The 25,990-nt window shown below is 66.3% G+C and carries 20 protein-coding genes and 1 tRNA gene; 14 read left to right on the top strand and 7 right to left on the bottom strand.

The annotated features are described in order from the left end of the window. Positions 1-33: 33 nt before the first annotated feature. On the bottom strand, positions 34-1,362 hold the full coding sequence (locus MTR65_RS04815) for a thiamine pyrophosphate-dependent enzyme (RefSeq protein WP_243797658.1): 1,329 nt from the start codon (positions 1,360-1,362) through the stop codon (positions 34-36). 135 nt (positions 1,363-1,497) lie between these two features. After that, on the bottom strand, positions 1,498-2,481 hold the full coding sequence (gene thyA, locus MTR65_RS04810; protein ID WP_268739256.1) for a thymidylate synthase: 984 nt from the start codon (positions 2,479-2,481) through the stop codon (positions 1,498-1,500). 125 nt (positions 2,482-2,606) lie between these two features. Between thyA and MTR65_RS04805 the strand changes: the two genes are divergently transcribed. From MTR65_RS04805 to MTR65_RS04795, 3 genes are all read left to right on the top strand, one after another. Then, the gene (locus tag MTR65_RS04805) at positions 2,607-2,951 is read left to right on the top strand and encodes a hypothetical protein (RefSeq protein WP_243797655.1); all 345 of its coding nucleotides are present in this window, start codon (positions 2,607-2,609) and stop codon (positions 2,949-2,951) included. Next, complete coding sequence (locus tag MTR65_RS04800; protein WP_243797653.1) at positions 2,948-4,483, top strand: methyl-accepting chemotaxis protein; 1,536 nt, start codon at positions 2,948-2,950, stop codon at positions 4,481-4,483. Before MTR65_RS04805 ends, MTR65_RS04800 begins: the two co-directional genes overlap by 4 nt. 98 nt (positions 4,484-4,581) lie before the next feature. After that, positions 4,582-4,658: transfer RNA gene (locus tag MTR65_RS04795), tRNA-Pro, on the top strand. Between the two features lie 67 nt (positions 4,659-4,725). Here MTR65_RS04795 and MTR65_RS04790 read toward each other — a convergent pair. Together MTR65_RS04790 and MTR65_RS04785 are read right to left on the bottom strand one after the other, a co-directional pair. Then, on the bottom strand, positions 4,726-6,054 hold the full coding sequence (locus MTR65_RS04790; protein ID WP_243797650.1) for a sigma-54-dependent transcriptional regulator: 1,329 nt from the start codon (positions 6,052-6,054) through the stop codon (positions 4,726-4,728). Then, on the bottom strand, positions 6,051-7,799 hold the full coding sequence (locus MTR65_RS04785; protein WP_243797647.1) for a sensor histidine kinase: 1,749 nt from the start codon (positions 7,797-7,799) through the stop codon (positions 6,051-6,053). Before MTR65_RS04785 ends, MTR65_RS04790 begins: the two co-directional genes overlap by 4 nt. A gap of 232 nt (positions 7,800-8,031) precedes the next feature. On the opposite strand from MTR65_RS04785, the gene MTR65_RS04780 reads away from it, so the two are divergent. The 3 genes from MTR65_RS04780 (at position 8,032) to MTR65_RS04770 (ending at position 11,940) form a co-directional block, all read left to right on the top strand. Then, positions 8,032-9,375, top strand: coding sequence for a dicarboxylate/amino acid:cation symporter (locus tag MTR65_RS04780; RefSeq protein WP_243797645.1), 1,344 nt, complete (start codon positions 8,032-8,034; stop codon positions 9,373-9,375). Positions 9,376-9,512: 137 nt separating this feature from the next. Continuing rightward, positions 9,513-10,979 (top strand): alginate export family protein, encoded by a 1,467-nt coding sequence (locus MTR65_RS04775; RefSeq protein ID WP_243797642.1) that lies wholly within the window; start codon positions 9,513-9,515, stop codon positions 10,977-10,979. A 247-nt stretch (positions 10,980-11,226) separates the two neighbouring features. Next, positions 11,227-11,940, top strand: a complete 714-nt coding sequence (locus MTR65_RS04770) for a cistern family PEP-CTERM protein (protein WP_213502269.1) — start codon at positions 11,227-11,229, stop codon at positions 11,938-11,940. Between the two features lie 77 nt (positions 11,941-12,017). Here the strand turns inward: MTR65_RS04770 and MTR65_RS04765 are convergent, their stop codons facing one another. Beyond that, positions 12,018-13,556 carry a tetratricopeptide repeat protein gene (locus MTR65_RS04765; RefSeq protein ID WP_243797639.1) on the bottom strand — a complete coding sequence of 513 codons (1,539 nt, stop codon included), beginning with the start codon at positions 13,554-13,556 and terminating at the stop codon, positions 12,018-12,020. A gap of 337 nt (positions 13,557-13,893) precedes the next feature. Between MTR65_RS04765 and MTR65_RS04760 the strand changes: the two genes are divergently transcribed. The 3 genes from MTR65_RS04760 to MTR65_RS04750 are packed head-to-tail and all read left to right on the top strand — an operon-like array spanning position 13,894 to position 15,502. After that, a complete protein-coding gene (locus MTR65_RS04760) occupies positions 13,894-14,664 on the top strand; it encodes an N-acetylmuramoyl-L-alanine amidase (RefSeq protein ID WP_243797637.1) in 771 nt (256 codons plus the stop codon). After that, positions 14,661-14,936: a hypothetical protein gene (locus tag MTR65_RS04755; protein ID WP_243797635.1), complete on the top strand. Its 276-nt coding sequence runs from the start codon at positions 14,661-14,663 to the stop codon at positions 14,934-14,936. Before MTR65_RS04760 ends, MTR65_RS04755 begins: the two co-directional genes overlap by 4 nt. After that, positions 14,933-15,502, top strand: coding sequence for a hypothetical protein (locus MTR65_RS04750; protein WP_243797632.1), 570 nt, complete (start codon positions 14,933-14,935; stop codon positions 15,500-15,502). The genes MTR65_RS04755 and MTR65_RS04750 overlap by 4 nt, the downstream gene beginning before the upstream one ends. Before the next feature lie 11 nt (positions 15,503-15,513). Here MTR65_RS04750 and recG read toward each other — a convergent pair whose 3' ends face one another. Further along, positions 15,514-17,571 carry an ATP-dependent DNA helicase RecG gene (gene recG / locus MTR65_RS04745; RefSeq protein ID WP_243797629.1) on the bottom strand — a complete coding sequence of 686 codons (2,058 nt, stop codon included), beginning with the start codon at positions 17,569-17,571 and terminating at the stop codon, positions 15,514-15,516. Between the two features lie 106 nt (positions 17,572-17,677). On the opposite strand from recG, the gene MTR65_RS04740 reads away from it, so the two are divergent. The 4 genes from MTR65_RS04740 (at position 17,678) to MTR65_RS04725 (ending at position 23,655) form a co-directional block, all read left to right on the top strand. Further along, complete coding sequence (locus tag MTR65_RS04740) at positions 17,678-18,097, top strand: baeRF12 domain-containing protein (RefSeq protein ID WP_243797626.1); 420 nt, start codon at positions 17,678-17,680, stop codon at positions 18,095-18,097. A gap of 80 nt (positions 18,098-18,177) precedes the next feature. After that, complete coding sequence (locus MTR65_RS04735; protein ID WP_243797624.1) at positions 18,178-18,447, top strand: FAD assembly factor SdhE; 270 nt, start codon at positions 18,178-18,180, stop codon at positions 18,445-18,447. 67 nt (positions 18,448-18,514) lie between these two features. Further along, positions 18,515-21,988, top strand: a complete 3,474-nt coding sequence (gene mfd / locus MTR65_RS04730; protein ID WP_243797622.1) for a transcription-repair coupling factor — start codon at positions 18,515-18,517, stop codon at positions 21,986-21,988. A 110-nt stretch (positions 21,989-22,098) separates the two neighbouring features. Then, on the top strand, positions 22,099-23,655 hold the full coding sequence (locus MTR65_RS04725; RefSeq protein ID WP_243797619.1) for a S10 family peptidase: 1,557 nt from the start codon (positions 22,099-22,101) through the stop codon (positions 23,653-23,655). 38 nt (positions 23,656-23,693) lie between these two features. On the opposite strand, the gene MTR65_RS04720 is transcribed toward MTR65_RS04725, so the two are convergent. Next, positions 23,694-25,031 (bottom strand): EAL domain-containing protein, encoded by a 1,338-nt coding sequence (locus tag MTR65_RS04720; protein ID WP_243797617.1) that lies wholly within the window; start codon positions 25,029-25,031, stop codon positions 23,694-23,696. Between the two features lie 110 nt (positions 25,032-25,141). Here MTR65_RS04720 and MTR65_RS04715 point away from each other — a divergent pair, with 110 nt between their 5' ends. Then, positions 25,142-25,951 carry an NAD kinase gene (locus MTR65_RS04715; RefSeq protein WP_243797615.1) on the top strand — a complete coding sequence of 270 codons (810 nt, stop codon included), beginning with the start codon at positions 25,142-25,144 and terminating at the stop codon, positions 25,949-25,951. Positions 25,952-25,990: the final 39 nt, after the last annotated feature.

The following is a 25,990-nucleotide window of genomic DNA, read 5'->3' as shown; positions in this document are numbered from 1 at the left end:
CGCCCTCCTGCAGGCTGACGGCGGTTTCCTCGATCATGCGCCCTCTCCTTCCTCGACCGCGCCCGAACCCCTTGCATCTGGCCACTTGGCCTCGCGCTCGCGGATGGCCTGCTCGGCCTGCTCGCGCAGGTTCCATGGCAGGTCCTCGAAGACGTCCTCGAACATCGTATGGAACGGATGGTGGAAGCCGTGGCCGAGCACGCCGTTCTTCTCCGCCGCCTTGGCCGCCGCCTTCACCTCTTCGGCCACCTCCCGGTCCATGGCCGCGTGGCGCTCGTCATCCCATTCGCCAAGGGCAATGAGATGGCGCGCAAGACGCATGACCGGATCGCCCAGCGGCCATTCCTCGCGTTCGTGCGCGGAACGGTAGGCGCTGGGATCGTCCGATGTGGAATGGCCTTCGGCGCGGTAGGTGAAGTGCTCGATGAGGGTCGGCCCCTTGTTGGCCCGCGCGCGGTTGGCCGCCCACTGCGTCGCCGCGTAAACGGCAAGCGCGTCGTTGCCATCGACCCGCAGCCCCGCAATACCATAGCCCACCGCGCGCGCCGCGAAGGTCGAACGCTCCGCCCCGGCGAAGCCGGAGAAGCTGGAGATCGCCCACTGATTGTTGACCACGTTCAGGATCACCGGCGCGTTGTAGACCGCCGCAAAGGTCATCGCGGCGTGAAAGTCGCCTTCCGCGCTCGAGCCTTCGCCCACGAAGCTGGTCGCAATGCGCGTGTCGCCCTTGATCGCGCTCGCCATGGCCCAGCCGACGGCCTGCGGGAATTGCGTCGCCAGATTGCCCGAGATGGTGAAGAAGCCATAGTCGCGCGCCGAGTACATGATGGGGAGCTGACGCCCCTTCAGCCGATCGGCCCGGTTCGAGTAGATCTGATTGACCATCTCGACGAGAGGATAGTCGCGCGCGATCAGGATTCCCTGCTGGCGGTAACTCGGAAAGACCATGTCATCGCCCGCCAGCGCATAGGCATGGGCGACCGAGACCGCCTCCTCGCCGGTACACTTCATGTAGAAGCTGGTCTTGCCCTGCCGCTGCCCACGGTACATCCGGTCATCGAAGGCGCGGGTCAGCGCCATGGTGCGCAGGATGCGGCGCAGTGTTTCAGGATCGAGGCGCGGGTCCCAGGGACCAACCGCGCGGTGCTTGTCGTCGAGCACCCGCACCATGCCCAGCGTCGCGGGCATTGTCTCGCGCGCTTCGCAGGCCTCGTCGAAGCGGGGAAGCTCGCCGGCCCCCGGAATATCGAGCCAGGAATAGTCGACCGGATCGCCCGGCCGGAAGCGCGGCTCGGGCACATGCAGCTCAAGCGGCGGCAGGTTGCCGCGCGGCATGCCGATTCGTCCCGTCTGGTCGACCATCACGTTCTCTCCCGTCGTTTACGGACCGTGAGAACAGGCGCCTGCGGTTATCTTTTGCAGTGCATCAAAATTCCACGGTTAAGTCAGAATATTTCAAACCGTGGCAATGTCAATCAATCGCTCGCGAAACCCGATCTAGACCGCGACAGGCGCGGCGATATGGGCCTGGGGCGCGTAGCCGGTGACTTCGAAATCCTCGATCGTATAGTCGAAGATCGAGGCCGGGCGGCGCGGGAAGGTCAGCGTCGCGTCCCCGGCAGGTTCACGCGCAAGCTGCTCTTCCACCAGCGCTCCGTGGTTGAGGTAGAGATGGACATCACCTCCTGTCCAAACGGCGTGACCCGGCTCGAGGTTGCATTGCTGGGCCATCATTCGCGTCAGCGCGGCGAGCGACCACATGTTGAAGGCAAAACCCAGCCCCAGATCGCAGCTGCGCTGGTAGAGCAGGCACGAGAGCTTACCGTCCGCGACATGGAACTGGTAGGTCTTGTGGCACGGGGGCAGCGCCATCGAATCGAGTTCGGCGACGTTCCACCCCTCGATGATGTGCCGGCGGCTGCCAGGATTGCTTTTCAGGCTTTCGACGACCTGCGCAACCTGGTTGATGCCCGCCCCTTTCCGGAACAGGCCCTCACCCACCGGCTCGTAGGTGGGCCAGTCAACCCACTGCTTGCCATAGACCGGGCCGAGATCTCCCCACAGCCACGCGAAGGTCGCATCCTCGACGATGCGCTGCGAAAACGCTTCGCGGGTAATGGCATCACCGGTCTCGCGGCGGTAGCGCTCAAGCGGCCAGTCGGTCCAGATCTGCACGTTCTGCGCACACAGCTTGCGAATATTGGTGTCACCGGTCAGGAACCACAGCAGTTCGCGCGTGGCCGTCTTCCAATAGACCCGCTTGGTGGTGAGGAGCGGCATTGCGCCCCCCGCCAGATCGAAGCGGATGGTCGCCCCGAAGACCGAACGCGTGCCCACGCCTGTGCGGTCCACGCGTTCATCGCCATGCTCCCAGATGTGGCGCATGAGATCGAGATACTGCCACTCCCAGTGGCGCGGACGGGCCTCACCCTGAAGGGAGGCGGGAGCGGTCGGCTTGGCAGGGGACAGAGTCTCGGTCATCCGCTTGGCTCTATAGCAACAGTCCAGCCCCGCCAATTGCCGAAAGTAACCTGCTCGAGCCTTCGGCATCTCTACGTAAGCAACCCTTTGCGCGACGGAAAAGCGCCTGCGTGCATGAAACGCACATGCAAGTCCGCCTGCCCGCCCCCCTGCGCAAAGTCCTACCCGGCCCCATGGCCGTGCAGGCCATCCTTGCGCTGGGCGTCCTGCTCATCGCGCTGTCCCCAGCCTCGCGCGGGACGGCGCTCTACCTTCCTCTGACCACCACGAGCCCGGCGCGCACCGTTGCCTGGTCGCGCACGCACGGCGCCGCGCTCGTTGCGCCAGGCCCCTACCGCGGCTCCTTCTTCGTCCGGGTGCCCGCGGGCAACCTCACGGGCGAGGCCCTGCAAAGCGGCGCACTCCTCTTCGCCGTGCCGGAATTTCTCTGCGGCAGCCCTGCCCAAACCAGACTGGCTTTAGAACCATGAACGAACTCAACGAACTGCGCCGCAAGGGCGCGCTGTCCCTGGTCGCCCTGGGCTGGGCCTACGTCCTGATCACGATCGGGGGCACCTTCTTCGCGGAAACCGGCTTCCTCCCCCCGGTACTCGCCATCGTGGTTTCCATCGTCCCCACCATGCTCGCCCTGCAACACCCCGAGGGGCAGCAGATGCGCATGGTCCTGGGCTTTACCTCGCCGATCTATCCCGCGATCCTGCTGTGGCAGTGGACCGGCAGCCACTGGATGATCGACCTCCACATGACGATCTTCGCCTCGCTCGCAACGCTCATGCTGATTGCCGACTGGCGTCCAGTCCTGCTTGGCGCGGGTGTCGCGGCGGCCCACCACCTGCTTGCCAACTTCCTGGCCCCCTCGCTCGTCTTCCCGGACGGACCGGATTTCGCCCGCGTCCTACTTCACGCCGTCATCGTCGTCGCGGAAACGGCCGTTCTCGTGATCATCGCCCGTGACTTTGAAAGATTGGTCGTAGAACAGGCCTCCGCCGAAAGCGCGCGAGCGCGTGCCGAGGAAATCGCCGAAGAGGAACGCGCCCGCGCCGCCCGCGAGCAGCAACAGGTGATTGACGAGATCGGCGAGGGCCTGCGCGCCTTTGCCGGCGGCGACCTGTCGCGCCGGATCGCCAACGCCTTCCCCAAGAGTTACGAAGCTCTGCGCAACGACTTCAACGGCGCGGCGAGCGATCTCGACCGGATCGTGCGCGACGTCACGCGCTCGGCCGGGCAGATCGAGACCGGCTCGCTCGAGATCCGTTCCGCGACCGACGATCTGGCCCTGCGCACCGAGCAACAGGCCTCGACGCTGGAGGATATCGCCAACACGCTGCGCCAGCTCAATATCACCGTCTCGGACAACGCCACCTCTGCGCGTGATCTCCAGGCCAATGTCTCGAAGGCCCGCAACGATGCGCTCAGCGGCAGCGAAGTGGTGGAGAGCGCGGTTTTCGCCATGAGCGAGATCGAGCGCTCGGCCGACGAGATCGGCAAGATCATCACGCTCATCGACGGCATCGCCTTCCAGACCAACCTTCTTGCCCTCAACGCGGGCGTCGAAGCGGCGCGCGCGGGCGAGGCGGGCAAGGGCTTCGCGGTCGTCGCCACGGAAGTGCGCGCGCTCGCCCAGCGCTCGGCCGACGCGGCCAACGACATCAAGGCGCTGATCGACACCTCGGGCGAGCAGGTCGCACGCGGGGTCAAGCTTGTCGGCCAGTCGGGCGAATCGCTGATGACGATTGTCTCCGGGATCGCCGAGATCAACGAGGCCATCGAACGTATCGCCTCGGTCTCGCAGGACCAGGCGGGCGAAATCGGCCGCATCAACGAGCGTGTCGGCCGCCTCGATTCCGCCACACAGCAGAATGCCGCGATGGTCGAGGAAGGTACGGCCGCAGCCCGTCACCTCTCCAGCGAAGCCGAAGCCATGGCGCGCCTGGTTCAGCATTTTCAGGTTTCCGCAGAAGGACATGGCGGAAATCTGGGCGGAATGCGTCAGGCCGCGTAAAAAGCGGAACGAAAATTGAATTTTTCCCTTGCCAGCCCCGAACACCCCCTATATAGGCGCCCACCTGCCCGGGGCGCTTCGGCGCTCCAGACATCGGTCGGGGAGTAGCTCAGCCTGGTAGAGCACTGTCTTCGGGAGGCAGGGGCCGGAGGTTCGAATCCTCTCTCCCCGACCACTAAAAAAGCCCAGCGGAAACGTTGGGCTTTTTTAATGCCTGGCGTACGCGCAGGCGCCTTTCCCCTTCAGCTTCCCCCTTTCTTGAGGCTTGGCAGATCGATGCCGTGCTTGGCGACCTTGTAATAGAAGGTCTTGCGCGGCAGGCCGAGCGCGCGGATGGCCGCGCCGATCTCGCCGCCTGTGGCGCGCACTGCCTGGACGATCTCGCCCCGCTCGAAGGCATCGACCCGTTCAGCAAGGCTTGCCTGTTCACCGTCCAGCGCAACGCTATCGCCCCCTGCATCTGCTCCAGCCGGGTCTCCGACGAGATCCATGACAAATAGTTCGGCAAAGTTGCGCAGCTCGCGCACGTTGCCGGGCCAGTCATGCGTGGCGAGGCGCGTGCGCACGGCGTTGGACAAGGGCGGCACATTGCGCCCGAGACGCTGCGCGCAAGCCGCGGCAAAGCGCGCGAACAGGAGTGAGACATCCTCGCGCCGCTCGCGCAGGGGCGGCAGCACCAGCCGCATGGCCGCCAGACGATAGAACAGGGCCGGCTGCACCGGCATCGCCTCGCCCTCCTCGAGCGGCAGGCTTGTCGCGATGACCCGGAAGTCCAGAGGAACTTCGTTCGGGCCGGATTCGACACTACGCTTCTCGACGAAGGAGATCAGGCGATCCTGAAGCCGCGGCGGCGCGCGGTCGACATCGTCGAGATAGAGCGTCCCCCGGTCCACCGCGAGGATTGCTGGATCACTGGCCGGACCGAAAGTGCGTGTTATGAGCGCCTCGTCCATTCCGGCACAGGGAAGCGGCAGGAACCGCCGCCGCGAACGCTTGCCCGAGCGGTGAATGAGGCGCGCAAGCAGATCCTTGCCGGTCCCGGTCTCGCCTTCAATGAGGATGTCGATGTCCGCATTGGCGAGCATCGGGATCATCTCGCGCAGGCGTCGGATCGATGGGCTCTGCCCCAGCAGGACGGGGGCCGCCTCGTCGCCTGCAAGCGCGCGCAGCTGCCGATTCTCCAACGCCAGTTCGCGCGCCCGGATCGCGCGCGCGCAGACCGTCACCAGCCCATCGGGATCGAAGGGCTTGGTAAGAAAGTCCCAGGCCCCGGACTTGAGCATGTCGACCGCCATGTCGACGTCGCCGTGCCCGGTGATGAGCACGACCGGAAGTTCGGCATCGCGCTCGCGCAACGTGCGAAACAGGTCGATCCCGGAGATCCCGGGCATGCGCACATCGGTCACGACCACGCCTGGCCAATCGGCATCGAGCACGTCGAGCGCGGATTGGGCGCGGTCGAACAGCGTCACTTCGAAGCCCGCGAGCTTCAGAAGCTGCGCGGTCGAACGCGCAAGGTCTTCATCGTCCTCGACCAGGGCAATGCGGTTTACAGGTGCGGCCTCGCTCATCGGGCAATCCTCAAGATCAGTTCAAAAGCTGCGCCGCCCTGCCCCTGCGCCGAGGGCAAGGCGCCGCGCGCCATCAGGCAGCGTAGTGAGCCACCGAATTCGGCGGCAATGTCCTGCGCAATGACAAGCCCAAGGCCCAGCCCCTCATCCCGGCTCGTCGCGAACGGTGTGAAGAGCTTCTCGGCCACCTCATCGGCAATCCCGGGCCCGTTGTCGCGGACGACCACGGCGACCTGCCCCTGCGGGCGATCCACCTTGACCTCGATGACGATCCTCGGATCCGAATGCCCGCCTAGAGCATCGAGTGCGTTTTGCAGGAGATTCACGAGAATCTGCTCCACCCGGACCTTGTCCCCCGCCACCATCAGGTCTGCGGGCAGATCGGGGATCACCGCATCGACGTGGTCGAGCCGGTCGCGCAGAAGAAGCTCGGCCCCGTCCAGGACCTCGGCCAGCGCGCACTGCGTACCCCCGACGGTCTTCTTGCGGGCAAATCCGCGCAGCTGGGCGGTCACGACGCCGATACGCTCGGCCAATCGGTCGATCGCCCCCAGGTTCTCGGCCACCTGTTCGCTGTCCCCGCGCTCCAGGAAGACCTTGGCGTTCGAAGCGTAGTTGCGGATCGCTGAGACCGGCTGCGCTGTCTCGTGCGCGACGCTGGCGCTGACCTGCCCCAAGGTGGCCAGCCGATTGGCGAGCCGCAACTCCTCGCGCAGCTGGGCAGCCCGGCTCTCGACCTGGGCACGCTGCTCCATCTCCTCGCGCAACTGGGCCGTGCGCGCGACAACCGCGCTTTCCAGTTCCAGCGTACGGGCGCGCCGGCGTCGGCTGCGCAAGAGAAGCCAGAGAACGAAGAGGCTCACGACCAGAGCCGCGCCACCCGCGGTCACACCCACCAATCGGGCCTGCCCCGCGACCGCCCCCTTTGCGGGCAGAAGCAGGAACAGCTGCCAGCCCTCGTTTCCCCCGGGCGTATCGATCCGGACGAAAGGCCCCTCGCGCCCCGGCACCTCGAGCAGGCCATCGCGGCGCTGGGCCCAGGGGCGCGGATGGATCGCGTTTGCGCCGCTGTCACGCTGGGTCTGCGCCCGCTCCTGCGCATCAAGTTGGCGCGTGGCTGCAAAACGCCAGGCCGGGCGGCTGGTCACGAAGATGACGCCCATGGGGTTGGTCACGAAGGTGATCCCTCCGGCCTGTCGCCACTGGTCCTCGATCCAGTCAAACTCGAGCTTGACCACGACCGCCCCCCCGCCGCGCGTGCGCTGGGCAAGGTAGAGCCCCGGCTTGCGACTGACCGTGCCCAGCGCGAACTGCCGTCCCGCCCCCGAATCCTGCGCCTCGCGGATGTACCGGCGGAAACTGTAGTTCGAGCCCACGAAGCTATAGGGCTTATCCCAGTTGCTGGCCGCAATCGCGCGCCCGTCCCGGTTCACCACATAGATGGCCGAAGCGCCCGTCGTCTGGGCGAGCTCTTTCAGCTTCCCATTGAGAACCGCCACCGCCGCATCGCTCTCACCGCGCTCGGCCGCGATCACGTCGCGGTCATCGGCAAGCGCGAGCGGCAACAGCCGATAGCGCGCCACTTCACTTTCGATCAGCGCCTGGCGTATCCGGGCATCCGCCTCCCCTGAAACCAGCAGGGCATCGAGAGCGCGCTCGCGGGCGAGATACCCAGCTCCCAGCCCCACCAGCAGCGCCAGCACGAAGCAGCCCAGAACGGGCAGGAGGGAGTTGAAGCGAATCATCCCTGTCTCAATACGCGGCGCGTGCGTCATGTGCAATTTCCGACACATTTGCAGGCATTGCATGCAATTTTCGCCACAGAAACATTCTGGAAACGCCCCCAAACCCCTGTAAATGCGTCCATTTAACGCAAGCACGATTGCGCTGGCCCCGCATCCCCCGAGCGGGCAATTCCTTGCACCAAGTTGCGAGGAGGCGAAGTCTCCCGCTTGCGAGAGGACGAAAAGGTACACCATGCATAGCCCCTCCCCCACCATGCCACAGGCCGGGTCGCGCCGCCGCTGGTACACGCATCTCTATGTCCAGGTGATCGTGGCCATTGCCGCGGGCGTGGCGCTCGGGCACTTCGCCCCGCAGACCGGCGAAGCCTTCAAGCCGCTTGGCGATGCCTTCATCAAGCTGGTGAAGATGGTCATCGCCCCGGTCATCTTCCTGACCATCGTGACCGGCATCGCCTCGATGCGCGACTTGCGCGCGGTGGGCCGGGTCGCGGCCAAGGCCTTCGCCTACTTCCTGACCTTTTCGACGCTCGCGCTCATCATCGGCATGATCATTGCCAACGTGATGCGTCCAGGTGACGGGCTCAACATCGACCCGTCCTCGCTCGACGCGGCCGCCGTCGCCTCCTATTCCGAGAAGGCGCACGAGACCTCGCTCGTCGGCTTCCTCACCTCGATGATCCCGGACACGTTCCTGTCCTCGATGACCCAGGGCAACATCCTGCAGGTTCTCGTCATCGCCATCCTGTTCGGCGTTTCCCTGGCGGGCATGGGCGAACGCGGCGACAAGCTGCTCTCGATCCTCGAAGACGTCTCGGGCGTGTTCTTCCGCCTCGTTTCGATCGTGATGAAGACCGCTCCCATCGGTGCGTTCGGCGCGATGGCCTTCACCATCGGCAAGTACGGTGTGGGCAGCCTTGCCAACCTCGCCGAGCTGGTCGCGCTGTTCTACATCACCTCGCTGCTCTTCGTCGTGGTCGTGCTCGGCACGGTGGCCCGCTTCGCCGGCTTCTCGATCTTCGCGCTCATCCGTTACCTCAAGGAAGAGCTGCTGCTGGTCCTGGGCACCTCCTCCTCGGAAAGCGCCCTGCCCTCGCTGATCGCGAAGATGGAAGCGGCCGGCTGCCCCAAGACCATCGTCGGCCTTGTCGTTCCCACCGGTTACTCGTTCAATCTGGATGGCACCAACATCTACATGACGCTGGCGGCCCTGTTCATCGCCCAGGCCTGCGGCGTGGACCTGACCCTTGGCCAGCAGATCCTGCTGCTTGCGGTGGCCATGCTGTCCTCCAAGGGCGCGGCGGGCGTCACTGGCGCCGGGTTCATCACGCTGGCCGCCACGCTCTCGATCGTCCCTTCCGTGCCAGTTGCAGGCATGGCGCTGATCCTGGGTATCGACCGCTTCATGTCCGAGTGCCGCAGCCTCACCAACTTCGTGGGCAACGCAGTGGCGACCGTCGTCGTCTCGCGCTGGGAAAAGTCGCTTGATCCCGCAGCCTTCCGCGCCGCCATCGCCAGGAGCGGGCGCGCCCCGGCCGATCCCGATGCCGCCGCGGCCGCCCTCACCGCAGCCGAATAAGACCACGACCATGACCGCATTCCACACCTGACATAGCGGGAGGGACCGCACGGCGAAAACGGCAAAGCTGACGCACGTAGCGCCCCTCCCTTCCCCTCCACAGCCCTTCGGGTCGCACCACACAAGAGCTGAAATCCATGACCATCGACAACCGGCCGCTTATGGCCGCTGCCCTCGGCTGCGCGCTGTGCGCGAGCCCGGCTCTTGCCCAGAGCAGCACCGAGCGCACGCCCTACCCGCCCGCAGCCAATGGCGAGGGCCGCGTCACCAACGCCTACGCCACCGCGCGCTGGTCCGAGAACTGGAGCGCGCCGGGCGAGGCGCGCGAAATCGACGATCCGCTCGACCGTCTCAAGCACATCCGTCTCGACAGCGACGACGACATCTACCTGACGCTGGCCGGTGAAATGCGCCTGCGCACCAACTTCACCAGCAACCCGGGCCTTGTGAAGGGCGAGCACCAGCGCCACGACATCCTGCGCGTGACCGGCGGCGCCGACCTGCATCTGGGCGAACACGTGCGCCTCTACGGCGAGCTCTCGCACGCCGACAGCAGCGGCCACAACATCGGCACGCCCTCGGTCTATCAGGAGAACGATCTCACCGTGGAGCAGAGCTTCGTCGAGGTCACGGGCACGCTTCGCGGCCTGGATCTCGGCGCACGTTACGGACGTCAGATGTTCTATGATGGCTCGAAAATGCTTGTCAGCCAGCGCGACAACAACGCCATCCACTACACTCAGAACGGCCTGCGCCTGTGGGCGCGCGGCCGGGACGTCAGGGTCGACCTGTTCGACTTCAAGCCCACCGCTTACGGCCGGCAGGGCACGGGCGATGACCGGATCAACGACGAGATCCGCTTCAGCGGCGTGACCGTGGGCACCCAGCTTCCGCGCGACCTCTTGGGCGGATCGAAGCTCTCCTTCGATCCCTTCGTGTGGCGCCTGCGCCGCCGTGAGGCAGCCTGGGTCGGTACCGTCGGGCGCGAAGAGCGTGTCTATGTCGGCGCCCATGCCTGGGGCGATATCGGCCCGGTCAACATCGACTGGACGGTCAACCACCAGTCCGGCAGCTTCGAGGATCGCGCGATCGACGCCTGGCAGGTCTTCCTGAGCCAGACGGTCGCCCTGGGCGCGCAGAAGGGCGCGCCGCGCGTCGGCTTCAACTTCGATTACGCCAGCGGCGGCGGCGGCAACGAGGACGGTCCCGGTGCAGGCGAGATGCGCAACGCGATCTCGCCGCACGGCGCCAACACGCCCTTCAGCCACCACCTGTTCCTGACTGCCAGCAATCTGGTCGAGGTCGCCCCGACCCTGTCACTGAGCCCAGTCAAATCGGTGAAGATCCTGGCCGATTACAGCTTCGCCTGGCGCGCAACGACAGGCGATGCGATCTACCGCGCCAACACCCGCCCATTGGCAGGCACGCAGTTCTCGACGTCCCACAAGACCGCCGAGATGCCGCGCCTGCAGGTGCAGTGGAACATCTCGCCGCGCGTGGGCATCACCGCGCGCTACGAACATGTCTTTGCAGGACCGGCCTTGCGCGAAGCCGGCTACGGCGATTCCGACTTCTTCGGAACCTGGATCAGCCTGCGCTTCTGACCCCACCTCGCGAATTCCTCCCGTATGCGCGTCAACTATCCTGACAGACGCGCATACGGCTTGCCCCGTATTCATCATGACCCTTCGAAGGGCACGTCCCCCCCCCAATTTCGGACGAAACAATGTCGGGAATGTTTACAACTGGCCGCAAGTGTTAACTAATTAACGCAACAAATCCGTAGATGGCACGATCTTTGCCTCTTCTCTTTCGGTTCTTCTGCGGGAGAACGGGAGAAAGGGGAAAGTCATGAAGAAGAGCATATGCGGCCTTGCCGCGCTCGTAACGGGATTGGCGGTACAACCCGCCCTTGCCGACGAGATAACCCTCTCGGATGCCGACGTCGGGTCGGAATACACCCTCATGTACGACGGGTTTTCCGATGGCTCGACAATCGATGGCCTCACCGCCAGGATCCGGCTGACGCTGACGGGCATTTCGGGCAACGACTACATGTTCGCCTACAATGTCTCGAACACCACCTCGGCACCGGTCACCGGATCGCGCATCTCCGGTTTTGCCTTCAACACCGACCCCACGATCTCCGCAGCCTCGAGCACGGGCGCCTTCAGCTACACGACGCTGAATTCGACCTACCCGAACGGCATCGGCACGGTCGACGTCTGCTTCAAGGATGCCTCGACGGGCAGTTGCGCGGGCGGCGGCGGCGGCGGCATCGAGCTTGGCGGCAGCGGTGACGGCACGCTGACCCTCTCGTTCGCGAGCCCCACCGACACGCTCTCGCTCAGCGACTTCTACGTGCGCTACCAGTCGATCACCGGCGTATCGGGCGTCACCTCGGCAAGCGGCGCGGGCACCGTCTCCTCGACCAGTGGCGGCTCGGACGTTCCCGAACCGGGTATGCTGGCACTCTTCGGCGTTGCCCTGATCGGCCTTGCCATCAACCGCCGCCGTGCGGTCGTGGCCCGCGGCAGCCTTCGCCCAGCCTACGCGATGGCCTGAAGGTCAGATCCGGACCAGACAAAAGAGGGCTCGTCGCAAGACGGGCCCTCTTTTCGTATCCGGCCTATGTCGCGTGATCAGGTTCCCTTGCGGGCGGAAGCCAGGTGCCCCGCAATCGTGGCGTTGTCGGGGGCCTTCTTCGCGGCCGCTTCGAGCAAGCGCAACCCGCGCGCATGATCGCTCTCGGTTTCCACCAGAAGCCAGCCCGCCGTATCCATGACCGAGGCGTTTTCCGGCGCGGATTCCAGCGCCCGCAGCGCAAACGCGACCCCCTCCTGCCTACGCCCGAGGCGGCTCTCCGCCAACGCCAGATTGTTGAGAAAAAGCGGATTGGTACCATCGGTGACGGCGAGGAGGCTCTTGTAGAGCGCGCTCGCGTTCGCCCAGTTGCCCGCCTTCATCGCGGTGTCGGCCTCGGCCAGCTGGGCCGCGAGCGCCTGAGGCGAAGGCGCGCGCGCCCTCTGCGCGGCTTGCGCGGCATCGCCCCGCCCAGCTCCCTTTGCTGCCTCGGCATAGAGGCGCCGGTCACTGGCGGACGCGGTGGACTTCGCAACCAGCGGTTCGAGCGTTGCAAGCGCGCCGGCAAAGTCCTTCTGCGCGATCTGGATACGGGCGAGTTCGCGCCGCGCCGCGACATTGGATGGGGTCCGGGTCAGCACGGGCTGCAAGGCCGCGCGCGCCTGCTCGTCCTGATCGAGCTCCACCAAGGCGCGGGCATAGAGGATCGCCGCCTCGTCGCGCGTGCGCACGACCTCGGAACGGGACTGCAAGATCCCGCGCACTTTCGCCCAATCGCCTTGAGCCCCGGCCAGCCGAGCGCGCAGGTAGACAAGCTCCGGGCTCGCGCCGGTACCTTCCGGCACCGCGTCCAGCACGGCTTGCATATCCTCGGTTCGGCCAAGATCGCCCAGGATCGCGGCCTTGCCGGTCAACGCGGCCAGGTTCCCGGGATAGGCTTCGAGCGCAGCGGAATAGGCCTCGAGCGCGCGCAGCAGATCCCCCTGAGCCGTGGCCACCTGGCCATCGGCGAGCAATGCCTCGCGCGAGGCAGGATCGACCTTGAGCGCCCGGTCGACGAGGCCACGCGCTTCGGGAACGTGCCCCTCTTTCAATTCCAGCCGCGCAAAATCGGCAAGCAGGCGCGCATCCTCAGGCCCCTCCTCCAACCCCCGCGCGAAAGCACTGCGCGCCTTTGCGGGATCGCCCTCGAGCAGATGGGCCATGCCCCGCACCCACTGCGCCCCACTGCCGCGGGCCCCGTCCACCAGGCCCAGTGCCTCATCGGGCCGTTCGCGCAGGAGAGCCGCCTCGCCAAGCAGCACGGCGTGATCGGCGCTGCGCTGACCGGGCGCGATCCGTTCGAGCGCCTGACGCGCGCCCTCCCCATCTCCCATGGCCAGAAGCGTGCGGACAAGAAGCTTGCGGGCCGCTTCGTTCTGCGGCTCCTCCTGAAGCAGACTGACCAGATCGAGCCGGGCGCGGGTAAAGTCGTGCGCGGCATAGGAGGCACGCGCGCGCTCCATCTGCTCGGCAGGATCGAGACCGCACCCTGCCAGACTCAGGGCCAGAGCCAAGGCAAGAGCCGGTACCAGCGCCGATGGCAATACGCGTTTCATTGAGCCCCTCCACAGGCGCGGACTCGCCCGACGGCACTCCGCTTTCACGGCCAGTTCTTCCGGATTTTTACGGAATTGAGCAAGCAAAACGGGCCCTATGTCCCACCCTGACACTCGGCGCCGCTCCGCAGCCTTTGCAAAAACAACTTTCCTACACCCACACGCACGATGTAATCCTGCGTGACGGTGACCCTGCCAAGGCAGTCCGCGCCATCTCCCCAAAGCGATAATTCCGAACACGCGTTGGCCTCCAGCGCTTCTCGCGCCGCCGCGCCCTGCCGGAGCTGTTCGCCCGCCTTCCCATCCCGCACGCGCCCACCGGGCGCATAGGAGGCTCATGCCATTCTCGATCCGCAAGGGCGTGCTCCACACCCAGGACGCCGCCGTCACGCAGCTACCCAGCCCCAACCATTCGGGTGCCTTCCGCCGTCCCCCGCGTTTCATCGTGATGCACTACACAGCTGGTGGCAGTGCGGCTTCCTCGGCCAGCTGGCTCGCCAACCCTGCGGCGGGCGCCTCGGCGCACCTCGTGATCGGGCGGGACGGCGCGGTGATCCAGTGCGTGAACCTCGAAAGGCGCGCCTGGCACGCCGGACGCTCGGCCTGGCAGGGTCTATCCGGACTCAACAGCCACGCCATCGGCATCGAGCTTGCCAACCGCGGTCCCCTCACCTGGTCGCCTCAGGGATGGTGCGATGCCAGCGGCACGACCATTCCCGCCATCGAGGCCGCCCACCGTCATGGCGGGCCGGTCCGCGGCTGGGAAGTCTATCCCGAAGCCCAGATCAAGGCCGCCATCGCGGTTGCCCGGGCCCTCGCCGAAACCTACCCGATCCACGAAATCGTCGGACATGATGACATCGCGCCCGGCCGCAAGCTCGACCCCGGCCCCGCCTTCGACATGCCTGCGTTCCGTAAGCAGGTGCTGGGGGCCTCCCTGCGCGCACGGGTCACGGCCTCCTCGCTCAGGGTGCGCAGTGGCCCCGGCCTTGACCACCCGGTCCTGCGCGCTCTGCCCCGGGGCACGCCCGTCGAGGTCACCGAGCGCCACCGCGACTGGATCGCCATTGCGCCCGGCCAATGGGTCTTTGCGGAGCACGTGGCATGAGGGGCCTCTCGGCAATCCTGCGCGCAGCCAGCGGCGAGTTCGAGACGACCCGCGTGCTCGGCACCTTCGGCGTGCTCCTCTATGCTCTGGGGGCCCACGGCCTTCTTCTGTTCGAGACGATCGGACGCGGCCGCCCCTTTGATCTCGCCGCCTACTGCACGGCCTTTCCCGGAGGCCTTGTCCTTCTGATTGGCACCGCAGGCGGCGTCGCAGCCCTGAAAGACCGCCAGGTCGCCCGCTCGCGCGCCATCGAGAAGGAGACCCCACGATGATCCCGCCCCCCCTCGGCCTGCTGCGCGTCCTGGCCTGGCCTTGGCGCCTGCTTCGCACCTACCCGTGGCCAATGCTGGCGCTCGCCCTTGCCGCCTTCGCCTGGCTGCAACACGGCCGCGCGCGTGACTGGCGCGAACGCGCCCGCAGCGAAGCCGCCAACCACGCCGCGACCAAGGCGAACTACCAGACCGCGCAGGAAGAGGCCGCGCAGCGCGCGCAGGAGCAACGCCTCGCCACCGAACAAACTCACGCCCGTCTTGCAAAGGAAGCCGATGATGCCCTTCACGAAGCCGATCTGTGGCGCGCTCGCGCTCGCCGTTTTGCCGATGACGGCGGCATGCGCATCGCGTGTCCAGGCACCGCTGGACGTCCGGCCAGCGACACCGCTGCCCCCGGCCCGGATCATCCTGCCGCGCGCGGTGACGGATCCGGTCGCCCTGCCATCACTCTCTCCCGCGCGGACTTCGACACCCTGAGCGCGAACACCGAGCGGCTTCTGCGCGTCCACGCCTGGGGCCAGCGGCTTGTCGAGGAAGGGCTCGCTTTCCCGCCCGAAACACCCTGAGCCCAGGGCGCTCAGCCCCCACGCAGGAGTTGCACCCCGTAGTCGCGCTCGAAGAGATAAAGGAGAATACGCGCCGCCTCACCCCGCGCGCCTTCAAGGCCGCCGTCCCGCTCCATCAACAGACGTGCATCGTCGTGGGCAAGCGGAAGCAGCTTGGTGATCTGTTCAAGACTGGCGATGCGAAACGGCGTGTCGCCCGACTGGCGCGTGCCAAGGAGTTCGCCGCCCCCGCGCAGTTGCAGGTCCTCTTCGGCAAGGCGAAAGCCATCCTGCGTCTCGCGCATCAGCGCGAGGCGCTGGCGGCCGGTCTGGCTGAGCGCCTTTCCGCGCAGCAGCAGACAGGTCGATTTCTCCGAACCGCGCCCGACGCGCCCGCGCAGCTGGTGCAGCTGGGCCAGGCCGAAACGCTCGGCCTGTTCGATCACCATGAGCGTCGCGTTGGGCACGTCGACGCCGACCTCGATCACGGTCGTTGCAACCAGAAGGCTCGCCTCGCCCGAGGCGAAGCGCTCCATACCGGCGTCCTTTTCCTCGCCCTTGAGCTGGCCGTGGACCATGACGACGCGGTTGCCGAAGCGCTCCTTGAGCGCTTCGTAGCGCGCTTCGGCCGCGGCAATATCGTCGGTCTCGCTCTCGGTCACCATCGGGCAGACCCAGTAGGCCTGCTGGCCGGACTGGATGTGGCGCGAGAGCGCGCCGACCACGTCGTCCATCCGGTCGGTCGAGACGACGCGGGTGTCGATGGCCTGGCGCCCGGGCGGCAGTTCATCGAGGCGCGAAACTTCCATCTCGCCGTATTGCGCCAGTGTCAGCGTGCGCGGGATGGGGGTCGCCGTCATCGCCAGCGTGTGCGGCGTGCGCCGACCTTTGCGCGCCAGCATCAGGCGCTGTCCGACCCCGAAGCGGTGCTGTTCGTCGATCACCACGAGGGCCAGGTTATGGTAGGCGACCGCATCCTGGAAGATCGCGTGGGTGCCCACCACGATCTGGATCGATCCGTCAAGCAGCCCCATCAGGATCGCCTCGCGCGCCTTACCCTTGTCGCGCCCGGTCAGGAGCGCGATCTCGACGCCTGTACCTTCCAGCATCTTGCGCAGCGTGGTGTAGTGCTGGCGCGCGAGGATCTCGGTCGGGGCGAGCATCGCGCCTTGCGCGCCCGCCTCCACCGCGATCAGCAGTGCGGAGAGCGCCACCACCGTCTTGCCCGCACCGACATCGCCCTGCAGCAGACGCAGCATCGGCGCGGTCTGGGCCAGGTCCCCCTCGATCTCGCGGATCGAACGGGCCTGCGCGCCCGTCAGCGCGAATGGCAGGCTGAGCTTGGCCCGCAGATGCCCGTCGCCCTGCAGCGGCGTGCCGCGCTGCGAACGGTTGCTTGCGCGCACCAGCATGAGCGCGAGCGCATTGGCAAAGAGCTCATCGTAGGCGAGGCGATCGCGCGCAGGCTCGTTGGGGCCACGATGCGCCTCACGCAAAGCCTCGTGCCAGGCGGGCCAGTCGCTCTTGGCCATCTGGCTGGGCTCGATCCATTCGGGCAACTCGGGCAGGTGCTCCAGCGCCTGTTTCACAAGCGAGCCCATGCGCCCCTGCGTCATCCCTTCGGAGAGACCATAGACGGCTTCGCGCTGCTGGCCGATGGGCGCGGTGTCACTTTCCGAGACATGTTCGGGGTGCACCATCTGGCGCGTCTGCCCGTACTCGTCGATGCGTCCCGCCACCCAGCGCGTCTCGCCCACGGGAAGCTGCTTCTTGCCAGTGTAGGACGCACGCCCGAAGTAGGCGATCGTGCAGATATCACCCGCATCGTCCTCGGTGATGATGCGGTAGGGGCCTCGGCCCGAGGACGCGCGGTGTTCGCGCACGGTCAGGCGCACGATCACGTTCTCGCCAATCCCCGCCTCATCAAGGCGGGTCACCATGCGCCGCTCCACGAAACGGTCGGGCAGATGGTAGGCGAGATCCTTGATCCGCGTCAGGCCCAGCTTTTCCAGCGGGCGACGGATTCGGGGGCCGACCCCGTCGAGGGACTCGGAATCGACAAACAGGGAGTTGAGCGCTTCGGGCCGCATGGCCGCCTCTTAGCGCGCCTCTCGGGCATTTCACCAGAGCCCGTGGAACATACCGACAACTTTCCCCGTTGATGGGAGCAAACGGCAACAAAAAAGGAGAGAGAGCATGCTCTTGCCCCATGGAACGATGTTTGCGCTGGTCGACGGGGAGAACTTCGAGCTCTACCGCAACGCTGGCAAGGAAGCGTCGCCCGAGCTGACCGCAGTCGACGTGCCCGACCTCGCGCCCACCAACTACAGCGCCGGGATCAAGGATCATGACGCGGGCTCGCGCTATCCTGCCAACCCCCAGGATCGGACCTCGCGCCTCGACGAGGCCGCCCATGTTGCGGCCGTGACGGACTGGCTCAACAAGCAGGCCATGGAAAACCACATGGACAAGCTGGTGGTCATTGCGGACCCGAAATCGCTGGGTGAGATGCGCCGCCACTACCACAAGACGCTGGAAGCAACGATCTTGGAGGAGGTGCCCAAGACCCTCACCGGCCGTTCGGGCCCCGAGATCGTCGCGGCTCTGCGCGCCTGAGCCCACCGACCTCCCCGGTGCACCTTTCGCACCACTGAAAACCTTGCCCCGGCCCGCGCCGCATTGTAACGGCGCGGGTCATGACTGATACCTCGTCCCGTCTCGCCCGACTTCGCTTTCGTGCCTGGCACCGTGGCACGCGCGAGGCCGACTACATGATCGGCTGTTTCTTTGACCGTTTTCATGAAAGCTGGTCCGAAGCTGACATGGACTGGTTCGAGACGCTGATCGAGGAAGAGGACGTCGAGATCATGGCCTGGGCGCTCAAGACCGAGCCGGTCCCCGAGAAGTTCCAGGGTCCGCTGATGGACCGCATGATGAAGCTCGACTACGTCGAAATTCCGTACTGAGTTTTCCCGCTCCCACCCGTATTCCTGGCCTGAGCGTGGCGACGGCCGATCGCCACACGCAGAAGCCATGACCGACTTTTCCCGCATTCTTTCCGCCACTTCGCCTCTCACGCTGGCCTCCGTTACGCGCGGCAGCCAGCCGCTGGTGATGGCCGACCTCGCGCGCGCCGCCAAGGGCCGCGCGGTCTTCGTCGCCGACAACGAGGCAAGCATGAGCGCGCTTGCCGAGGCCGCGCGCTTCTTTGCGCCCGAGTTGCAGGTGATCGAGTTTCCCTCCTGGGACTGCCTGCCCTACGACCGTGCCAGCCCTGCGCTCTCGGTCAGCGCGCGGCGTCTGGCCGCGCTGCACCAGCTTCAGGCCAAGCGCACCGGGCCGCAGCTTCTCGTCACCACGACCAACGCGCTGACCCAGCGCGTGCTTACCCCGTTCCGCATCCGCGAATCGGTAAAGCTTCTGAAGCCCGGCCTCGAGATCGGCCACGAGAGCCTGATCGCGCTCCTGCGCCGGCAAGGTTACCAGCGCACCGACACCGCCATCGACGCGGGCGAGTTTGCGGTGCGCGGCTCGATCTTCGACATCGTCCCCTCGGGCCTCGATGCAGGGCTTCGTCTCGACTTCTTCGGGGACGAGCTGGAGACGCTGCGCCTTTTCGACACCAATACCCAGCGCTCGACCGGTACGGTCAAGGAACACCTCCTCGTGCCCGCGAGCGAGGCGCTGATCGACGAGGCCAGTGTCAAGCGCTTCCGCACCCGCTACCGCGAGCTGTTCGGCGCGAACGCCACCGCCGATCCGCTCTACCAGGCGGTCAGCGACGGACGCCGCCTGGCGGGTATGGAGCACTGGCTCCCGCTTTTCGAGGATCGCCTCGTCACCCTCTTCGACCACCTCGCGCCCGAGGACGTGATGGTCCTCGACAGCACGGTCGCAGGGGCCGCCGAAGAGCGCTTTGGCGACATCGCGGACTACTTCAGGAACCGCAAGGAAACCTCTGGACAGAAAGCGGGATCCTACCGCCCGCTGGCCACGGATGCGCTCTATCTGGCGCCGGAGGAACTGGCCGGACTGACAGAGGCCCAGCCCGCGCACAAGGCCGATCCCTTCGCCCAGCCCGAGAGCGCCAGGGTCATCGACTTCGGCTTCTCCAACGCCCGCGATTTCGCGCCCGAACGCGCGCGCGGCGACAACGCTTACGAGGCCGCGGCAAAGCACTTTGCCGCGCTGGGCAAGCAGGGCCGCAAACCCATCCTCGCCGCCTACTCGACGGGCAGCCGCGCGCGCCTCGTCTCGATCCTGGGTGAGGCTTCGGGCACCGAGCCGCGCTTGGCCGAGACCTGGCAGGAGGCGCTGGGACTGGCCGTGCAGGGCCGCGCCGCCGCGCTGGTTCTCCCGCTCGAAACCGGCTTTGCCAACGAAGCGATCGAGGTCGTCACCGAGCAGGACATTCTGGGTGACCGCCTGGTCCGGCGCAAGAAGCGCAAGAAGGACGCCGACGCCTTCATGGCCGAGCTCGCCGCGCTGACGCCCGGCGACCTCATCGTCCACATGGACCACGGCATCGGCCGCTACGAGGGCCTGCAGTCGATCCCGGTCGGCCAGTCCCCGCACGACTGCGTGATGCTGACCTACCATGGCGGCGACAAGCTCTACATCCCCGTCGAGAACCTCGACGTCCTCTCGCGCTACGGCAGCGAGTCCGAGGGCGTGCAGCTCGACAAGCTGGGCGGCGAGGCCTGGCAGAAGCGCCGCGCCCGCCTCAAGGAGCGCATCCGCGAGATCGCGGGCGAGCTGATGAAGACCGCCGCCGAGCGCGCGCTGCGCAAGGCGCCCGCGCTGCTCCCCGACGAATCGAGCTTCAACCAGTTCGTCGACCGCTTCCCCTGGCAGGAAACCGACGACCAGGAGCACGCCATCGCCGACGTCCTCGATGACCTGGGCAGCGGCAAGCCGATGGACCGCCTCGTCTGCGGCGACGTCGGCTTCGGCAAGACCGAGGTCGCTCTTCGCGCTGCCTTCGTTGCGGCCATGGCGGGCCAGCAGGTCGCGGTGGTCGCCCCCACGACCCTGCTTGCACGTCAGCACTATTCCGGCTTTGCCGAGCGCTTCAACGGCTTCCCCCTCAACGTCGGGCGCCTCTCACGCCTCGTCCCCGAGAAGGAAGCACGCACCACCCGCGAGGGACTGGCCAGCGGCACCGTCGATGTCGTGTGCGGCACCCACGCGATCCTCTCCAAGAACATCGAGTTCAAGAACCTGGGCCTTGTCATTGTCGATGAGGAACAGCGCTTTGGCGTCACCCACAAGGAGAAGCTCAAGCAGCTGCGCGCCGACGTCCACGTCCTGACGCTCACGGCGACACCGATCCCGCGCACACTGCAGATGGCGATGTCGGGCCTGCGCGAGCTCTCCACCATCCAGACCCCGCCGGTCGACCGCCTTGCAGTGCGCACCTACGTGATGGAATGGGACGACATGGTGATGCGCGAGGCATTGCTTCGCGAACACCACCGCGGCGGCCAGAGCTTCATCGTGGTCCCGCGCATCTCGGACATGCCCGAGGTCGAGCAGTGGCTGGCCAAATATGTGCCCGAGGTGAAGGTCATCGCCGCGCACGGGCAGATGTCGGCCAGCGAAGTGGAAGAGCGCATGAGCGCCTTCTACGACGGCAAGTACGAGGTCCTGCTTTCGACCACCATCGTCGAGAGCGGCATCGACATTCCGCGTGCCAACACCATCATCATCCACCGCGCCGACCGCTTCGGCCTGGCCCAGCTTTATCAGCTGCGCGGGCGCGTGGGCCGCTCAAAGCTGCGCGCCTATGCGTACCTGACGACGCCTGCCAACCAGGCGCTTACCGAGGTTTCGGAAAAGCGCCTCAAGGTGCTGGGCGATCTCGACAGCCTGGGCGCGGGCTTCCAGCTTGCCAGCCACGACCTCGACATTCGCGGCGCGGGCAACCTCCTGGGCGATGAGCAGTCCGGGCACATCCGCGAGGTCGGCTTCGAGCTTTACCAGTCGATGCTGGAAGATGCGATCATGGCCGCCCGCGCAGGCGGCGTGGGGCTGGAGAAGGACACCACGGGCCTCTCGCCCCAGATCACCGTCGATGCGCCGATCATGATCCCGGACGACTACGTCCCCGATCTGGCCGTGCGAATGGCGCTCTATCGCCGCCTCAACGATGCGGAGAACCAGGACGAAGTGGAATCGCTCTCGGCCGAGATGATCGACCGCTTCGGGCCGCTGCCCGATCCGACCGCCAACCTCATCCAGCTCATCCAGATCAAGCGCCAGGCGATTGCTGCCCACATCGCCAAGATCGACGTCGGCCCGCGCGGCACGCTGGTCAGCTTCCACAACGACAGCTTCCCCAACCCCACCGGCCTCATCGCCTATGCCGAGCGGCTCAAGGGCGCGATCAAGCTGCGCCCGGACCACAAGCTGGTGCTCCAGCGCGCCTGGGGCGATCCCAAGTCGCGCCTCAACGGCCTGTTCCAGCTGACCAAGGGCCTTGCCGGGGTGGCGCGCAAGGCCAAGTGAGGCTGCGACAGAAAGTTACAGAAACGATATACAATATATCCTTGCCTTGAAACCGGCGGGCGACCAGTCTGGGCCGCGAGGTCACACTCGAAAGACAGACAGGGACACCCATGAAACGAATTACGTCGCTCGCCGCCGCCTCCCTCCTCGTGCTCGCGCATCCCGCGCTCGCGCAGAAGGGCGAAGGGCCGGATGCCGCGCGCGAACACGACAAGGCCGTGGCCGAGGAAGTGGCGGCTGGCTGGGCCAGCGCTCCGGTGGAAGAAATCGCCAAGACCGCCAAGGGCTCGGTCAACGTCGATGGCCGCTCCATCGCCTACACCGCGACGGCGGGCACGCTCACCATCCGCGATGCCAAGGGCAAGCCGACCCAGAGCATCTTCTACACCGCCTACACCGCGCCCGGGAAGAACCGCCCGGTCACCTTCTTCTACAATGGCGGCCCTGGTTCGGCGAGCCTGTGGCTGCGCATGGGCAGCTTCGCGCCGACCCACGTGCGCACGAACGATCCCATCGCGGTGGCCCCGGCTCCCTATGATGTCGGCCCCAACCCCGACAGCCTGATCGGCTCGACCGACATGGTCTTCCTCGACGCGCCAGGCTCGGGCTACTCGCGCGCGCTGGGCGATACCGACCCAGCCGCGTTCTACGGCGTCGACCAGGACGTGGGCGCCTTTGCCGACGCGATCCAGCGCTACATCTCCAAGAACGGGCGCTGGGGCGATCCCAAGTACATCTTCGGCGAAAGCTACGGCACGACCCGTTCGGGCGCGCTGGCCGAGGAGATGGAAGGGCGCGGCATGGCGCTCAACGGCGTGGTCCTGCTCTCCTCGATCCTGAACTACGGCGTGCGCCAGTCGGGCTTCGACAACATTCACATCGGCTATCTGCCCAGCTACGCCGCGACTGCCTGGTACCACAACCGCGTCGCCAACCGCCCCGCCTCGCTCGCCCAGTTCGTCGAGGAAGCGCGCCAGTTCGCCAACGGCCCCTACGCGACCGCGCTGGGCAAGGGTTCGGACATCACGCCCGAAGAGGAAGACGCGATCGCGCGCCAGATGAGCCGCTACACCGGCCTCTCGGTCGACTTCCTGAAGGACGCGAACCTGCGCGTCGATCTCAGCCGTTTCCGCAAGGAACTGCTGCGGACCGAGCGCGAGACGCTGGGCCGCTTCGATTCGCGCTATACCGGCACCGACGCCGATGCCGCCGGCGAAGGGCCCGAGTACGATCCCTCCAGCACGGGGATCACCGGGCTCTACATCTCGAGCTTCATGGACCAGCTGCACACGACTTTCGGGTATGACACCGATCTCACCTACCGGCGCAGCGCGCGCGAAGCGGGCAACTTCGAGTGGGACTGGTCGCACAAGGCCCCTGGCTACGGCTACTCGAGCTTCCAGAACCAGGTCGACGTGACGCAGGACCTCAGCCGCGCCATGCGCACCAACCCGTACATGCGCGTGCTGTCGCTGAACGGCTACTACGACATGGCAACCCCGTTCCACTCGACCGAGCGGGACCTCAAGCACATGATGCTGGAACCCAAGCTGCGCGGGAACCTCCAGTTCAGGTACTATGAGGCCGGGCACATGATCTATCTGAACCCCGAAGCGCTGCACCAGATGCGCCTCGACCTCGAAGCCTTCTACGCGCAGGGCAAGTAAGCGCAGGCCACAGGCGCGCGCGGACCGGGATCAGGCCCTCAGGCTCTCTCCATCTCGGTCCGCGCCAGCTTCTCGAACAGGGCAACGCTCATCGGCTGGGCGCGCAGGAAACCCTGATAGTACCCGCAATGCTCGCGCGCGACGGCGTCACGCTGGTCGGCGCGCTCGATCCCCTCGGCAATCACCTCCAGGTCGAGCGCCGTGGCCATCGCCACGATTGCGCGCAGGATCGCGACATCGCGCGGGTCGGTGGTGATACCCTCGATCATCGCCCGGTCGAGCTTGATGTAGTGGATCGGCAGCACTTTCAGGTACCGGAAATTGCAAAAGCCCGCGCCGAAGTCATCGAGCGCGATGCGGATGCCCTGCGCCGAGAATTCCGCCATGATCTGCGCCGCGGCCGTAACATCAGCAATCAGCGACTGCTCGGTGATCTCCAGCGTCAGCTGGCGCAGAGGAAATCCGCTCTCGCCCACGAGGTCGAGCATCTGGGAGGTATAGCTCTCGAAGGCGAGGTCCTCGGGCGTCACATTGATCGAAAGCCGCAAATTCTCGGGCCAGTCACGCGCGGCCCACAGCGCCTTGCGCGCGATATGCTGCGACAGAGGGCCGACATGATCGGTTCGCTCGGCGAGGTTAAACAACGCCCCTGCCCCGATCCGGCCCAGTTCGGGATGATCCCAGCGCGCCAGCGCCTCAGCCCCGGTCAGCCGGTCATCCTCCAGACTGAACTGGGGCTGGAAGAGGACCTCGATCTCATCCCGGTCAATCGCGCCCAAGAGGTCGGCTTCGAGCTGCGCAGTCGAGATCCCGGGCGGGATCGCCTCACCATCGGCCCAGACCAGCCGCGCGCCCTGCTGCTCGTTCACCGCCTGCAGCGCAACGCCGAGCCGTTCGAGCATCGATTCGACCGCTTCCTCGGCCAATGTTCTGATAAGGGCGAAGCGCGGCGAGAGGCGGATCACCCCCGAGGGCACGGCGATGGGCCGCGAAAGCAGGTGTGAGAGTTGGTCAGCCAGAAGCTGCCAGCGCTCACGACTGCACGAGATGTTGGCGACCAGAAGGAAATTGCCGCCGCCTGCACGGGTCAGCACCCAGGGCGCGTCGAGTTCTTCCGAAGCGTAATGGCTGACCCGGGCGGCAATCTCTTCGAGCGCGCCGTCGCCGGCAGCCGCACCATAGGCCATGTTGATCGCATCGAGGCGGCGCAGGCTGATGAGCATCGCGTGGACGTGCACCGGGGCCAGGCTCTCCTGCGCCTCGGCCTGCCACGCGGCCATGCGTTCATGGACGAGCTCCACGCCGGGAAGGCCGCTCAGGCGATCTTCCAGTCTCAGCGCGAGGCGTTCGGCCTGGCCAGGGTGCGACGACGTCATCTTTTCTCCTTTATGCCAAAGGCCTTGCCAAACCGTTCAAAATTTACCAGCCCCATGGGCCGGGCCGGGAACAGCTGTCCCGTTCGGGAACACATTGCTGCGGAGTTTCCATGAGTCAGATTTCCCCCTCGGATGAAGCGGTTAGCCCGCCCTTGCGGCTCGCCCTCATCCTCTCTGACAGCGCGCAGGCCCAGACCCGCGCGGAGGAGCTGCGCGAGGCCCACCCCTGGGTCGAGCCCGAGGACGCCGAAATTCTGGTGGTCGTGGGCGGCGATGGCTTCATGCTGCATGTCCTGCACGAGATGCTCGACAAGGGAATTTCCAAGCCCTGCTACGGCATCAACCTGGGAACCGTGGGCTTCCTCATGAACAGCCTCCATGGCGATGCCACCGTGCTCGAACGGATCCACGCCGCGCGGCGCATTCCGGTCAGCCCCCTGCGCATGCACGCCACCACCCAGTCGGGCGAGGAATTCAGCTACTACGCGATCAACGAAGTCTCGCTCCTGCGCGAGACGCGCCAGACCGCGAAGCTGGAGATCCGCATCAACGGACGTGTGCGCATGGGCGAGATGGCGGGCGATGGCATTCTCGTGGCGACGCCGGTCGGTTCGACCGCGTACAACCTCTCTGCCAACGGGCCGATCCTGCCGCTGGGATGCCGCATGCTCGCCCTCACCCCGATCAGCCCCTTCCGCCCGCGCCGCTGGAAGGGCGCGATCCTGCCCGAGAGCGCCGAAGTGGAGTTCCGCATCCGCGAGCCGGGCAAGCGCCCGGTCGCCGCCGTCGCCGACCAGAAGGAAGTGCGCGACGTCCGCACCGTCCGGATAAGCACTTCGACCGAAAGGGAAATGACCCTCCTCTTCGATCCCGGGTTCACCCTCGAGGAACGCATCTTCGCCGAGCAATTCCAGGTCTGAGGCGGTTTTCTGCGAGCCCCTCAAAAAAAATCAAATTTT

The sequence above is a fragment of the Novosphingobium mangrovi genome, assembly GCF_022818885.1.
In the GTDB taxonomy this organism is placed as follows: Bacteria; Pseudomonadota; Alphaproteobacteria; order Sphingomonadales; family Sphingomonadaceae; genus Novosphingobium; species Novosphingobium mangrovi.
This window is presented reverse-complemented; position numbering and strand designations above follow the sequence as displayed.

What these genes read in the sequence shown, in the direction of transcription:
- MTR65_RS04785 (WP_243797647.1), bottom strand. Translation starts at nt 7,799, where the DNA reads ATGATTCGCTTCAACTCCCTCCTGCCCGTTCTGGGCTGCTTCGTGCTG.
- MTR65_RS04765 (WP_243797639.1), bottom strand. Translation starts at nt 13,556, where the DNA reads ATGAAACGCGTATTGCCATCGGCGCTGGTACCGGCTCTTGCCTTGGCT.
- recG (WP_243797629.1), bottom strand. Translation starts at nt 17,571, where the DNA reads ATGCGGCCCGAAGCGCTCAACTCCCTGTTTGTCGATTCCGAGTCCCTC.
- MTR65_RS04770 (WP_213502269.1), top strand. Translation starts at nt 11,227, where the DNA reads ATGAAGAAGAGCATATGCGGCCTTGCCGCGCTCGTAACGGGATTGGCG.
- MTR65_RS04780 (WP_243797645.1), top strand. Translation starts at nt 8,032, where the DNA reads ATGCATAGCCCCTCCCCCACCATGCCACAGGCCGGGTCGCGCCGCCGC.
- MTR65_RS04800 (WP_243797653.1), top strand. Translation starts at nt 2,948, where the DNA reads ATGAACGAACTCAACGAACTGCGCCGCAAGGGCGCGCTGTCCCTGGTC.
- MTR65_RS04740 (WP_243797626.1), top strand. Translation starts at nt 17,678, where the DNA reads ATGCTCTTGCCCCATGGAACGATGTTTGCGCTGGTCGACGGGGAGAAC.
- mfd (WP_243797622.1), top strand. Translation starts at nt 18,515, where the DNA reads ATGACCGACTTTTCCCGCATTCTTTCCGCCACTTCGCCTCTCACGCTG.
- MTR65_RS04725 (WP_243797619.1), top strand. Translation starts at nt 22,099, where the DNA reads ATGAAACGAATTACGTCGCTCGCCGCCGCCTCCCTCCTCGTGCTCGCG.
- MTR65_RS04790 (WP_243797650.1), bottom strand. Translation starts at nt 6,054, where the DNA reads ATGAGCGAGGCCGCACCTGTAAACCGCATTGCCCTGGTCGAGGACGAT.
- MTR65_RS04750 (WP_243797632.1), top strand. Translation starts at nt 14,933, where the DNA reads ATGATCCCGCCCCCCCTCGGCCTGCTGCGCGTCCTGGCCTGGCCTTGG.
- MTR65_RS04815 (WP_243797658.1), bottom strand. Translation starts at nt 1,362, where the DNA reads ATGGTCGACCAGACGGGACGAATCGGCATGCCGCGCGGCAACCTGCCG.
- MTR65_RS04760 (WP_243797637.1), top strand. Translation starts at nt 13,894, where the DNA reads ATGCCATTCTCGATCCGCAAGGGCGTGCTCCACACCCAGGACGCCGCC.
- MTR65_RS04715 (WP_243797615.1), top strand. Translation starts at nt 25,142, where the DNA reads ATGAGTCAGATTTCCCCCTCGGATGAAGCGGTTAGCCCGCCCTTGCGG.
- MTR65_RS04720 (WP_243797617.1), bottom strand. Translation starts at nt 25,031, where the DNA reads ATGACGTCGTCGCACCCTGGCCAGGCCGAACGCCTCGCGCTGAGACTG.
- MTR65_RS04755 (WP_243797635.1), top strand. Translation starts at nt 14,661, where the DNA reads ATGAGGGGCCTCTCGGCAATCCTGCGCGCAGCCAGCGGCGAGTTCGAG.
- MTR65_RS04805 (WP_243797655.1), top strand. Translation starts at nt 2,607, where the DNA reads ATGCAAGTCCGCCTGCCCGCCCCCCTGCGCAAAGTCCTACCCGGCCCC.
- MTR65_RS04775 (WP_243797642.1), top strand. Translation starts at nt 9,513, where the DNA reads ATGACCATCGACAACCGGCCGCTTATGGCCGCTGCCCTCGGCTGCGCG.
- MTR65_RS04735 (WP_243797624.1), top strand. Translation starts at nt 18,178, where the DNA reads ATGACTGATACCTCGTCCCGTCTCGCCCGACTTCGCTTTCGTGCCTGG.
- thyA (WP_268739256.1), bottom strand. Translation starts at nt 2,481, where the DNA reads ATGACCGAGACTCTGTCCCCTGCCAAGCCGACCGCTCCCGCCTCCCTT.